Annotated in this window: 13 protein-coding genes; 7 read left to right on the top strand and 6 right to left on the bottom strand. The window is 49.7% G+C overall.

Annotated features, from left to right (window positions below):
- Positions 1–115 precede the first annotated feature (115 nt).
- The 3 genes from MA2_RS07170 to hisG are packed head-to-tail and all read left to right on the top strand — an operon-like array spanning position 116 to position 2,286.
- The gene (locus tag MA2_RS07170; protein ID WP_067058358.1) at positions 116–361 is read left to right on the top strand and encodes a BolA family protein; all 246 of its coding nucleotides are present in this window, start codon (positions 116–118) and stop codon (positions 359–361) included.
- A gap of 1 nt (position 362) precedes the next feature.
- The gene (murA, locus tag MA2_RS07165) at positions 363–1,628 is read left to right on the top strand and encodes a UDP-N-acetylglucosamine 1-carboxyvinyltransferase (protein ID WP_067058416.1); all 1,266 of its coding nucleotides are present in this window, start codon (positions 363–365) and stop codon (positions 1,626–1,628) included.
- Between the two features lie 10 nt (positions 1,629–1,638).
- Positions 1,639–2,286 (top strand): ATP phosphoribosyltransferase, encoded by a 648-nt coding sequence (hisG, locus tag MA2_RS07160; RefSeq protein ID WP_067058418.1) that lies wholly within the window; start codon positions 1,639–1,641, stop codon positions 2,284–2,286.
- A 169-nt stretch (positions 2,287–2,455) separates the two neighbouring features.
- On the opposite strand, the gene poxB is transcribed toward hisG, so the two are convergent.
- Entirely contained in the window at positions 2,456–4,183 is a 1,728-nt protein-coding gene (poxB, locus tag MA2_RS07155) for a ubiquinone-dependent pyruvate dehydrogenase (RefSeq protein WP_067058356.1), read from the bottom strand.
- Positions 4,184–4,492: 309 nt separating this feature from the next.
- On the opposite strand from poxB, the gene hisD reads away from it, so the two are divergent.
- Together hisD and MA2_RS07145 are read left to right on the top strand one after the other, a co-directional pair.
- Positions 4,493–5,794, top strand: coding sequence for a histidinol dehydrogenase (gene hisD / locus MA2_RS07150; RefSeq protein WP_067058354.1), 1,302 nt, complete (start codon positions 4,493–4,495; stop codon positions 5,792–5,794).
- A gap of 190 nt (positions 5,795–5,984) precedes the next feature.
- A complete protein-coding gene (locus MA2_RS07145) occupies positions 5,985–7,556 on the top strand; it encodes a TerC family protein (RefSeq protein WP_067058352.1) in 1,572 nt (523 codons plus the stop codon).
- A 73-nt stretch (positions 7,557–7,629) separates the two neighbouring features.
- On the opposite strand, the gene MA2_RS07140 is transcribed toward MA2_RS07145, so the two are convergent.
- The 3 genes from MA2_RS07140 to MA2_RS07130 form a co-directional block, all read right to left on the bottom strand.
- Entirely contained in the window at positions 7,630–8,172 is a 543-nt protein-coding gene (locus MA2_RS07140; RefSeq protein ID WP_067058350.1) for a hypothetical protein, read from the bottom strand.
- A 74-nt stretch (positions 8,173–8,246) separates the two neighbouring features.
- Positions 8,247–9,035 carry a type III pantothenate kinase gene (locus MA2_RS07135; RefSeq protein ID WP_067058348.1) on the bottom strand — a complete coding sequence of 263 codons (789 nt, stop codon included), beginning with the start codon at positions 9,033–9,035 and terminating at the stop codon, positions 8,247–8,249.
- 131 nt (positions 9,036–9,166) lie between these two features.
- Positions 9,167–10,120 (bottom strand): biotin--[acetyl-CoA-carboxylase] ligase, encoded by a 954-nt coding sequence (locus MA2_RS07130; protein ID WP_067058346.1) that lies wholly within the window; start codon positions 10,118–10,120, stop codon positions 9,167–9,169.
- Positions 10,121–10,354: 234 nt separating this feature from the next.
- On the opposite strand from MA2_RS07130, the gene rsmI reads away from it, so the two are divergent.
- Both rsmI and MA2_RS07120 read left to right on the top strand, forming a co-directional pair.
- Complete coding sequence (gene rsmI, locus MA2_RS07125; protein ID WP_067058344.1) at positions 10,355–11,233, top strand: 16S rRNA (cytidine(1402)-2'-O)-methyltransferase; 879 nt, start codon at positions 10,355–10,357, stop codon at positions 11,231–11,233.
- A gap of 124 nt (positions 11,234–11,357) precedes the next feature.
- On the top strand, positions 11,358–11,672 hold the full coding sequence (locus MA2_RS07120) for a hypothetical protein (protein ID WP_211269864.1): 315 nt from the start codon (positions 11,358–11,360) through the stop codon (positions 11,670–11,672).
- A gap of 14 nt (positions 11,673–11,686) precedes the next feature.
- On the opposite strand, the gene MA2_RS07115 is transcribed toward MA2_RS07120, so the two are convergent.
- Complete coding sequence (locus MA2_RS07115) at positions 11,687–11,884, bottom strand: hypothetical protein (RefSeq protein ID WP_147285184.1); 198 nt, start codon at positions 11,882–11,884, stop codon at positions 11,687–11,689.
- Between the two features lie 59 nt (positions 11,885–11,943).
- Positions 11,944–12,333 (bottom strand): helix-turn-helix domain-containing protein, encoded by a 390-nt coding sequence (locus tag MA2_RS07110; protein WP_067058340.1) that lies wholly within the window; start codon positions 12,331–12,333, stop codon positions 11,944–11,946.
- Positions 12,334–12,416 lie beyond the last annotated feature (83 nt).

Here is a 12,416-nt window from a genome sequence, read left to right as displayed (position 1 = left end):
TGCCGATCAGCATGACAAAATTTTGCCGTCTATTTGGCAAATATGCTATGCTAGCTAGCTGATAGCCAGTTGGTTAGATTCTTTTTGTTTGATAAAAATTTCTAGGTTAAGCCCGATGAATGCCGAAGATTTGATTGCCTTGTTGCGCCTGCACTTTCCCGACGCGCTGATTGAAGCTGCCAACCAAGGCAATAAGTTTGATGTGCGCGTGGTTGATGACAGTTTTGCTGGTAAACGCCCTGTGGCGCGTCAGCAAGCTGTGTTGGCGTTGGTCAGTGATAAATTTGCGACGGGGGAGATTCACGCGCTTAACATCCAAGCCCTAACGCCCGATGAGTGGCGCAGCAAACAAGGGGGCTGATGTGGAGCGTTTAATCATTCAAGGTGGCACGCGCGTGCAGGGTGAAGTGGTGATTTCTGGCGCGAAAAACGCCGCCTTGCCACTGCTTGCAGCGATGATTTTGGGTAAAACACCGTCTACCCTAACCAACGTGCCCACGCTCAAGGACGTGACCACCTTGGTCAAGCTTATCGCAGGTATGGGCATTGATATCCAAAAACACGGCGATATGGTGACCTGTGATACCTCAACCATCAACAGTTTTTATGCGCCGTATGAGCTAGTCAAAACTATGCGCGCGTCAATTTTGGTGTTAGGTCCGCTGTTGGCTCGGTTTGGGCAGGCGGAAGTGTCATTGCCGGGTGGCTGCGCGATCGGTTCGCGCCCCGTGGATCAGCACCTTAAAGCCCTTGAAGCGATGGGGGCAGAAATCACGGTTGAAAATGGCTATGTCAAGGCACACGCGCCCAATGGTCGCTTGCAAGGCTGTCATTTTACCTTTGATATGGTGACCGTGGGCGGTACCGAAAATACGCTCATGGCGGCGGTATTGGCAGAGGGTACGACACATTTAGAAAACTGCGCGCGTGAGCCTGAGGTGGTCGATTTAGCCAATATGTTGGTTAAAATGGGCGCCAAGATCGACGGTATTGGTACAGCCTATATGACCATCGAGGGCGTGGAACGTTTGCACGGCTGCGAATACAGCGTGGTGGCTGATCGTATCGAAACAGGGTCGTATTTGGCATTGGCGTTGATGACGGGCGGTGAGGTGACGGCAAAGCGCACCGATGCTAGCCTGATGCAAGCGGTGCTCAAAAAGTTCACCGAAATGGGCGCGATTGTAACCACAGGTGAAGACTGGATCAATGTTAAAATGGATGGTCGCCCACAAGCGGTTGATGTGCGTACTTTACCGCACCCTGCTTTCCCCACTGATATGCAAGCGCAGCTGATGACCATTTGCGCCATTGCCGATGGCACCAGCACGATTATTGAAAATATCTTTGAAAACCGCTATATGCACGTGCCCGAGCTGCAGCGTATGGGCGCGAATATTCGCGTAGACGGGCATACCGCTGTGGTCAAAGGTGTGGAAAAGCTCACCGCCGCGCCTGTGATGGCAACTGATTTACGCGCGTCGATGTCGTTGGTCATGGCGGCAGTGGCAGCAGAGGGCGAAACGTGTATTGAGCGTATTTACCACATTGACCGCGGCTATGAGCATGTCGAAGACAAGCTGCGCGGTTTGGGTGTGCAAATCGAGCGCGTCAGTGAGGCACCATGAGGGCAACACCATGAGCAATACCTATCACGGCTTGACACTTGCATTGTCAAAAGGGCGTATTTTAAACGACACCTTACCACTGCTTGCCGATGCTGGCATTGCTTTGACCGAAGATGTTGAGGCTTCGCGTAAACTCATTTTTACCACCACTCACCCCGATGTGCGCGTGTTGATTTTGCGTGCCAGCGATGTGCCGACGTATGTCGAGCATGGCGCGGCAGATTTTGGTGTGGCAGGCAAAGATGTGCTACTTGAGCATGGTGCAAGCAATCTGTATGAGCTACTGGATTTAAATATTGCCAAATGTCGCTTAATGACGGCAGGTGTCAAAGGACAGCCACTTCCCCATCGTCGTTTGCGCATTGCCACCAAATATGTCAATGTGGCGCGGCGTTATTTTGCCAGTCAAGGCGTGCAGGTAGATATCATCAAGCTGTATGGTTCAATGGAGCTGGCTCCGCTGGTTGGTTTGGGTGATTTGATTGTGGATGTGGTCGATACGGGCAACACGTTACGCGCCAATGGACTTGAGCCGCGTGATGAAATCTGCCAAGTATCGTCACGCTTGATTGTCAATCAAGTCAGCTACAAGCGCAAATTTCCGCTATTTGCGCCGATTTTGCAGCAGTTACAAGATAGCGTCGAAAAGCGCAAATAGATTTGACCTCCTCCCCTCCCTAAAGGTAGGGGATCGCTGCTCCCAGACGATAAAAAACCGCTCAGCTTTGAACTGCACCCTAGAAGTTGGACACTAATAGTCTAATTTTTAGGGTACAGTTCATTACTAGGCGGTTTTTTTATGCGCTTTTGCTCGTGATGAGCCGTGATTAACGCAGCAAATTGACTTCACCCAATTCGATCAATTCGTTACCACGACCATTTAGCACAGCTTTCATCATGTACAAGCCAAAGCCTTTGACTTGCTCAAGGTCAATGTGTGGTGGCATGATCAATTCTTGCGCTTCGGTGACAACATCGACCAAAACAGGACCTGGGTGGGCGAATGCCGCCTCAAGTGTCGGGCGCAAGTCTTTGGCATTTTCGACACGGTAGCCTGTCAGCCCCATCGCTTGTGCCATCGCCGCAAAGTTCGGGTTCTTTAAATCCACCGCGTAGTCAAGGTAGCCCATGGCTTTCATTTCAAGCTCAACAAAGCCTAAACTTGCGTTGTTGTGAACGATGATTTTGACAGGTAGTTGCATTTGTACCAAGGTCAAAAGCTCGCCCATCATCATGGTCAAACCACCATCACCCGACATACTGATGACTTGACGGTCTGGCGCGGCAGCTTGTGCGCCCATCGCTTGTAGCATAGCGTTTGCCATTGAGCCATGGTTGAATGATCCAAGCAAGCGGCGTTTGCCGTTCATTTTAAGATAACGCGCTGCCCAAACAACAGGTGAGCCAACATCGGCGGTGAAAATCGCATCATCATCTGCCAGCTCACTGACGACTTTCATGATATATTGTGGATGCAGTGGCTTGCCGTCATCGGTTGGGGTGGCAAGGTCATCCAAGCCTTGACGCGCTTTGGCATAGTTATCTAGCGCATTATCCAAGAATGTGCGATCGGTGTTTTGCTCTAGACGTGGCAGCAGTGCGGTTAGGGTTTCTTTAACATCTGCCAACACACCCAGTGTAAGCGTCGTACGACGACCTAAGGCTTGCGGATTGACATCGACTTGAATAACGGTTTTACCTTTTGGATAGAACATGCGATACGGAAAATCCGTACCCAACATAAGCAAGGTATCGGCGTTCATCATCGCGTGATAGCCCGATGAAAAACCGATTAAGCCTGTCATACCAACGTCATACGGATTGTCCCATTCTAGGTATTCTTTACCGCGAAAAGCGTGGACAATCGGCGCGTTGAGTTTGGCAGCCAAGGCAACGACTTCATCATGTGCGCCTGCACAGCCAGAACCTGCCAAGATGGTGACGTTTTTGTCACGGCTTAGCAATAGCTGCATGGTGGTTAGATCCTCTTCGGTTGGTACTACACGTGGCAAGCGTGGTGGCACCCACTCGCCTGCTTTGGGGTCTAGTACAGGCCGCGTGCTGATATCCCCCGGTAGCACCAACACCGCCACGCCGCGCTGTCCCACGACGACGTTTAGCGCGCGTTGTAGCAGTTCTGGCATTTGTTTTTCACTGCTAATGAGCTCAACAAAATCGCTACATTCACGGAAAATCAGCTCAGGGTGAGTTTCTTGGAAGTAGTTTAAACCGATTTCACTGGCAGGGATATGTGAAGCAATGGCAAGCACAGGTACGTGATTGCGCTTACAATCATACAAGCCGTTGATTAGATGTAAGTTACCAGGACCGCTACTGCCTGCACACACGGCGATTTTACCTGTAATGGCGGCATCCGCGCCTGCGGCAAACGCTGCGCTTTCTTCGTGACGTACATGCATCCAACGAATACGCCCATCGCGGCGGATACTGTCATTAAAACCGTTGAGGCTGTCGCCCGTAATCGCCCAAATGCGCTCTACGCCTGCATCGGCAAGCGTTTTAACCAGTAAATCGGCAATCGAAAATGCTGACATGGTGTTGTCCTTATATTGTGGTTGATTAAAATTGGTAGTTGGTTGGGTGGTTAAGATATAAATTTTTTAAATCGTTTATAAAATATTTGTATCGATCATCACGCGAGCAGCAGTTTTATTTATACAGCAGCTCACACGATAATAATACGTAGCACAGTGTTCAATCAAGTTTTGGCTTATATCCAATTGTGTGACTGGTTGTGCGGCATGTTTCGTGATAAATTTTACCCCCAATCGCTGTATGAATCTGTAATATAGTAGTATATTAGCCAACGAAGTTTGCAAAATTTTGTCAAGGAATGTGAAAAAATGCGTGTGTTATCCAGCCAAAGCCCCGATTTTGCCAATCAACTTGCCGCGCTGTTGGCATTTGACAGCGTAACCGATGCCAGCGTGGTGCAAGCGGTGGATGACATCATCGCACAGGTGCGCCGTGACGGTGACGCGGCGGTGTTGGCGTTGACGCAGCAGTTTGACCGCCATCCTGCCACCTGTATGGCACAATTACAGCTCTCTGCTGACGCGCTCAAGCAAGCGTTTGATGGTTTAGATGCCAAGGTCAAAGACGCGCTCACGCTTGCTGCAGCACGGATTTTTGATTTTCATCAGCGTCAAGTGCAGCATAGCTGGACGTACCAAGACGCTTTGGGCAATACGCTTGGGCAACAGGTGACCGCACTAGATAGTGTGGGCATTTATGTTCCTGGTGGGTTGGCAAGCTATCCGTCATCGGTATTGATGAATGCCATTCCTGCTAAGGTGGCAGGCGTTGGGCGTATCGTGATGGTGGTACCTGCTCCCGATGGCAAGCTTAACCCCTTGGTGCTGGCGGCGGCGCATGTGGCAGGCGTTGATACCGTGTTTACCATCGGTGGGGCGCAAGCGGTGGCGGCATTGGCGTATGGCACGGCAAGCATTGCACGCGTGGATAAAATCACAGGCCCTGGTAATAAATACGTCGCGGCGGCCAAACGCGCGGTGTTTGGACAAGTGGGTATTGACATGATAGCCGGGCCGTCTGAGGTGCTGGTATATGCGGAGGGCGCGCCTGCCGATCGTGCTGATTGGCTGGCGATGGATTTGTTGTCACAAGCTGAGCACGACACGGTGGCGCAAGCGATTTTTGTGACTACTAGTCAAACGCTGTTGGATGCCGTGCAACGCGAAATCAAGCACGCATTGGCGACGCTGCCTAAAGCTGATATCGCGCGCACGGCTACCGACAACCGTGGGGCGCTAATTTTGGTACGTGACCGCGCCGAAGCGGTGCAAGTGATTAACCAAGTTGCGCCTGAGCATTTGGAGTTATCGATTGATGATCCCGAAGCGATGGCGGGCGCTATCCGTCATGCAGGGGCGATTTTTATGGGTCGTTATACCCCCGAGGCAATCGGCGATTATTGCGCAGGTGCCAACCATGTGTTGCCAACATCAGGGACAGCGCGGTTTAGCTCACCGCTTGGTGTGTATGATTTTCAAAAAAAATCGTCTATTATTCATTGCACGCATGACGGCGCGCAGCTGCTGGCACGCACAGCAGATCTTTTGGCACAGCATGAAAACTTGATGGCGCATGCGTTGTCAGCGCGGTATCGGGTTGATAATCAGTGATTGTTCGCGCACCTGCTATTTTGTTTAAAAACGATTGAATCGCTGCAAACGAATGACAACAATTTGCTTATTAAAATTGTCAAGTGTTGTGGTATGCTAGCGTCAATTTTTAGAATTAACTTGGCGTATCATTTAAAATTTACATAAGTAACCCTCCAACCACTGCAATTTTCTACGACCATTTGCCGACATGATTGAACTTCTGACCGACCCATCCGCTTGGTTGGGTCTTGCCACATTGGTGGTGCTTGAGCTGGTGCTGGGCATCGACAATTTGGTATTTATCGCGATTTTAGCCAATAAACTGCCACCCAAACAACGCAACAAAGCACGCAACGTTGGCTTAATGTTGGCGTTGATTACTCGGCTGTTTTTGCTGTCCATCATGTCGTGGCTGATTACTTTGACAGATCCGATTATCAGCTTTGGGCGTTTTGATTTTTCGCTGCGCGATTTAATTTTGATTGTCGGTGGATTTTTCTTGTTGTTTAAGGCAACCGCCGAGCTGCACGAACGCCTTGAGGGTAAACCTGAGCAGACAGGCGGCAATCAGGTGCACGCAAGCTTTGCTGCGGTGGTAACACAAATCGTCATTTTGGATGCGGTGTTCTCATTTGATGCGGTGATTACTGCCGTTGGCATGGTCAAACAACTGCCGATCATGATGGCGGCGGTGGTGATTGCCATGTGTATCATGGTGCTGGCATCAAAGGCGCTTACCGAGTTTGTCGGTCGTCACCCCACTGTGGTGATTTTGTGTCTAAGCTTTTTGTTAATGATCGGCTTTAGCTTGATTGTCGAGGGCTTAGGCTTTCATATTCCTAAAGGTTATCTGTACGCTGCCATTGGGTTTTCAATCCTCATCGAGGCGTTTAATCAATTTGCGATTCGTAACCGCACCCGCTACGAAAACCAAATCCCACTGCGTGACCGCACGGCAGATGCGATTTTGCGCCTCATGGGTGGTAAGACACAAGAAGTCAGCGAGGATGAAGAAACGCCTGCACCGTTTGATGTCGATAGCCTGCCATTTGCCGAAGAAGAGCGCTATATGATTAGCGGTGTGTTGGCACTCAATGACCGTGATGTGCAAACCATCATGACACCGCGCGCTGAGATCTCTTGGGTCAATATCAACGCCAGCCGTGAGGATATCCGCCATCAGCTGCTTGATACACCGCACAGTTTGTTTCCTGTATGCCGTGATAGCATTGACAAGGTACTTGGGGTGGTACGCGCCAAGGATATTTTAAATGCGCTTGAGCATAATGTGGCAAACTTAGAAGCCGCCATCAAGCCACTTCTTGCCAAACAACAACCTGTATTCGTGTCAGAGAATATCGACAACCTAAAGCTGCTTAATATGCTCAAAAATGCCAAAGGCAACTTGGCGATGGTGATTGATGAGTACGGACAAGTGGCAGGTCTTGTAACACCGCTGGATGTGCTTGAAGCGATTGCAGGCGAATTCCCCGACGAGGATGAAACGCCTGAAATCATGCGCCAAGACGATGGCTGGATTGTTGAGGGTACGGCAAGCTTGTATCAGCTACGTTTGGAGCTCAATGAACCTGATTTGTTGATGGATGCTGAGCAGCTAACCATTGGCGGCTATCTTATCGCTCAGCTGACGGATATGCCTGAGGTCAATCAAAGCGTGACCGCTGATGGCTATCGCTTTACTATTTTGCAAACCACACCGACGCGAATTACATTGGTTAAAGTTGAACCTGTCTTGATGGCGATATCAGACGCTGATTAAATATTTTGATTGCTTAATGTTAAAAAGGTTGGTTCATGCACCAACCTTTTTTTCGCCTTAAAAAAACTAGCCATTATTTTTTGGCATTGGCTTTGGTGACTTTAAGGTCAATCAAGTATTTGCCGCGTAATTGCTCAAACGCATCACCGCTGGTTGGTGTGGGATATACCGCATCCAATGCGACATCATAACCTGCAAATACCACGTCACGATCAAGTTTCAACCCTTCGCGCAAGTCCCCCATTGACAAGTCCACGGTTTTTGTTGCCACATTGGCGTTGGTTTGGTTAGGAATCAGCTGCAAACGCGCGGTGACATTGCCTGCCCAGATGCATTGCCCCGTCAAAGCGCAACGGTCATCGGCGGTGACTTGCTCAAACTTGATGGCAAATGGCGCGTTGGGTACGGCGACGGTTTGCCCCTCACGCAGGCGCACGCGGTCATTGGCAGGTGGCAATGCAGGATAGGTATCGGCAGGTGTGGCATTTTGTAGGCGTGCAGGCGCGTTATTTTTTGGTGTATGGTCTTTGGACGACTGGCAACCCGTCAAAACAACAGCTGCCGCCAGTGTGATGACCGCAGACAAGCGAGTGAACAAAAAAGTTTCGTGTTTCATTGTGATGCACCTAGGCAAATAAAAATTTAAAAAAAATTGCGATTGGCTAAACACCGATTTTAACCCAAAATACCTTAAACATCAGCAAAAAAACGCCGCAAGCCTTGTAACAATAAATCGGGCGCAATCACGGGCGTGGGCGCAAGCGTTGGATCAAGTTGCGCTGCCACCACAGGCGCATCACCACCTGTTAAAATCAAGGCAAAGCCTGTATATTGGCGTTGTACTTCATGAATTGCCCCTACCACTGACAACAAAATGCCATGTTGCACCGCCTGCTCTGTGTTTTTTCCACAAGCAATGCTGTCGAAACTGGCACTAACTTGCCCAATTTGGCGCGTGCCCGAATACAACGCCGAGCGCTGCAAGTGAATACTGGGAAAAATATAACCGCCCATATGCCGCCCACAATCAATCAAATCAATCGTCAATGCTGTGCCACAACCAACGATACATTGGCGCGCGCTGACATCGACCGCACCAAGCATCTGTAACCAACGGTCTACACCCAACTGGCGCGCGTCATACGCACTTTGCATCAAAGGGTGGGCAGCATTGACCTGCGCAAACTCAAACGGCACGCCAAGCTGGCTAAGGCAGTGGCTAACCTGTGTATTCACCGCCTGCCCAAGCACCGACGACACGCCGATAAAAGCAGGTGCCAAACGTTCAAAACGATATACCAAACCGCGCAACAGCTCAGCAGGGGCTTGCAAATGCTGCTCTGCGGCATGATCAAGTAGCTGCCCGTGTGCGTCGGTTAGCCAGTATTTAAGCCGCGTGTTGCCCAAATCCAGCCAAAGTTTGGTGGTTGGGTGGTGCGTGTCAGTGGTGTTAGATGTGGTCAAAGCAGTGCTAGGCATACGGCGCGTTACCCTAAAAATTTTTGTAAACGAACGCGGATATTGCAATCCAGCGATTTGAAAAATACTTCAGATCTTTTTTGGAGGCGTTTTTGGGATTTATCTAATGCTGAATAAGATTTTTTAGCCGTTTAAATAGTTAACGTCTCGGCATCTAACACACGCACACGCCCGTTCCAAATACGCGTGACGGTAGCGTGATGGTCACGGTCTGACAAACGCACCTGCAAGCAGCCTGCTGCATCAATACCTTGCCCCACACCAACTATCGGCGGCGTATCGCCTTGGATGGGCAACACCTGCACGTGCTTGCCCAATAGCAAATCCACCGTGGCAAATTGTTGGCAAAATATTTGCACCGTTTGGGCATCGTGCAAGCCATTAAACTGCGCCACTGCTTGCATCAGCATGCCATCAATAGTTTGCGCCAAGTCCACCAACGGTGGTAACTGCGCAGCCGCGAAGACATCTGCCAACGCCACCGCCCGATAATCGACAGCGGCTTGCGGCGGCAAATCGGGCGCGTGGGCAACGTTGATGCCCACACCCATCACAACGCCCAGCATGTTGCCATGTGCCGTGACAGGCTCCAGCAAAATCCCCGCCAGCTTGCAAAAATCTGCCCCGATATACCAACCGATATCATTGACCCATTTTACCCCAAGTGAGCTTGCAGCAGGGTGATGGCGCGTTGTGTCTATGCCCTTGCCTGCCAACAGCTGCGCCAACTGATAGCCCACACACAACGACAGCCGCCCATCAAGTGGTCGCGCCAGTGTCCAGCCTGTTTTACGCACGGCGTCATCGGCGTATTTTTCACTGGGAATGTATAAAGAATAGTACAAATTGCCAAGCGGCGACTGCCAAACACGCCCATGCTGCCCACGTCCTGCGCGTTGGTGGTCTGCCGTCAGGCGGTACGGGCGCGTATAGTGCGGCTGCGGTTGCCAATTCATGGCTGAGTTTGGCAACGTTTGGTTGTTGGCATTGACCTGCCCAAAACTGGCAAGCATGGCAGCCAGCAGCTGGCTGTTGGTGGAGTCCGTTTCGCTGAGGTGATGGTGGCAAATATCGGTGATCGGCATGGTTTTTTTGATAGTTTAACCAGTCAAGCAAATTTTGGCGCGGTTTTGCGCTTTGGGCTTATTATCATACGCCACTTTATCACTAAATGCTTGTTTGTTTGACAAGCAGCAAGTTTGCCTTCGCCCAGATGGCTCAAAATTCAAAAGTCCAATGTGACAAACTCCCCGCTTGCAACGGGATATGTTAAGATAAACTTTTTACCAGCCAAACACCATCAATACATCAATACACCAATGCAGACCCACACCCCCCAAACTGGCACGCTGTATATCGTCGCCACCCCGATTGGCAATTTGGCAGACATGACCGCCCACGCCGTTGAATGTCTCAAATCCGTCAATGTCATTGCCTGCGAAGACACGCGCACATCCAGTACTTTGTTGCGCCATTTTGGCATTGCCACGCCAACGCTTGCCTACCATGACCACAATGCCGACAGCCAAACTGAACGCCTCATCGCGCGTCTACAAAACGGCGAGCATATCGCGCTGATTTCGGACGCAGGTACACCGCTGATCAGTGACCCTGGTTATCGGTTGGTCAAAGCCTGTCATCAAGCGAGCATTCGGGTATCGCCTGTGGTCGGCGCGTGTGCAGCGATTGCCGCGTTGTCGGTAGCAGGTTTGCCATCGGATCGGTTTTATTTTTATGGTTTTTTACCTGCCAAATCGGGCGCGCGCCAACAGGCTTTGCAGGAGTTACGCACCATGCCTGCAACGCTGATTTTTTATGAAGCGCCGCATCGGATCACCGAGTGTGTCGCGGATATGGTTGCCGTATTGGGTGACACACGCGCGGTTACACTGTGCCGTGAGATCAGCAAAACCTTTGAGACGATCCACCACACGGATTTGGCAGGTTTGGTCGAATTTATCGCTGCCGATAGCAACCAAACGCGCGGTGAGATGGTTTTGGTGGTGGCAGGGGCAAATCTTGCCGATGCAGATCAGACAGAAAACGCGCACGATGAGCTGCTTACGCGCCTACTGGCGGATTTATCGGTCAAAAAAGCAGCCCAACTGGCGGCGGATTTGACAGGGGCAAAAAAAAACGCGCTGTATCAACGCGCATTATTGTTGCAACAGTTGACATACTCCCACCACCAAGCCTAGCGGTTATGGTGTGGGAATCCTTGCGACCCAAATCCAAAGTCAGTTAGTTAAGAAAAAGAAAACAAGCAAGTTTTCATGGCTAAACTAAGTCAATAGCCAGACATTACTCAATGCCTTGCTCAACGTGCATACCGCTTTTACCAATTTCTTCAAAGGTCGTGCCAAGTTCCCACGGTTCAAATCTAAAAAAATCCCTCAACGTAGCTACCAATGCCCTCAACATTGCACCGTAAACTTTGAACAAGGCATTATTAATCTACCCAAAATCAAAGGCATTAAAACCGTATTTAGCCGTGAATTTGTTGGCAACATCAAAACAGTTACGATTAGCAAAACCGCGACAGGCAAATACTATGCAAGCGTATTGGTTGAAAATACCGATATATTGCCAACGCCTACCACCATTGAGCCAAATTTGACGGTGGGTTGGCTTTGTTAAAAGCCGTCATTTTCTCAAATGCGTTCATTTTCAGCTTCCATCGTTTGCGCCAGTGACTGTAAAACAACCTCTTTGCTGTTAGGTTGGCTTTTTAGCCATTCATGGATTTTGGCTTGTCTTTCATCGTCCATGTAAAAATCTATGACAAATCGTTTGGTTTGGCGTTTTTCGCGGTATCTATGGGTTTTAGCTGTGTTTTTGTTGTTTGACATAAAAAAATCTTTTAAAAACATAAATTTATCCGATGTTGATGAAAGTTGTTTCGTCGACATCAGCCCAAATCATCGCCATTTAAACCAACGCGCGGTAACACCTCAAGCGTGGGGTGCTGCCCTGTCAGCAATAGCCAAAGCGTGTATGTTTGTTTGCTTGGCGATTTTTTGCCCTGCTCATACATGCTGATAAGCTGTTGACTCGACAAAGCAAGTAGGTTTGCAGTTTGTGATTGATTCAGATTGGTATGCTTGCGTAAATCAGTAATTTGCTCAGGCGTCGGCGGCGCAATGATTGCGTCGTACCAAATCATGGGGGGGTATTTTGGCTGGTCGCTCACCTCGTTGATTATCTGCTCCATACACCAGTCAGACTCACCATCATTATGGTGCAATCCAAGCTCCAAAAAATTGATTTCGTGAGGGATTTCAAAATTTACTTGTTTCATTTTTACTCCTAGTAGAAAACCCTAATTAGGGCGTTAGTGCTTTCATCTCCACCTAAATCAGAGATTATAGGTAGAGAATTACG

The sequence above is a fragment of the Moraxella atlantae NBRC 14588 genome, assembly GCF_001591265.1.
Taxonomy (GTDB): domain Bacteria; phylum Pseudomonadota; class Gammaproteobacteria; order Pseudomonadales; family Moraxellaceae; genus Faucicola; species Faucicola atlantae.
This window is presented reverse-complemented; position numbering and strand designations above follow the sequence as displayed.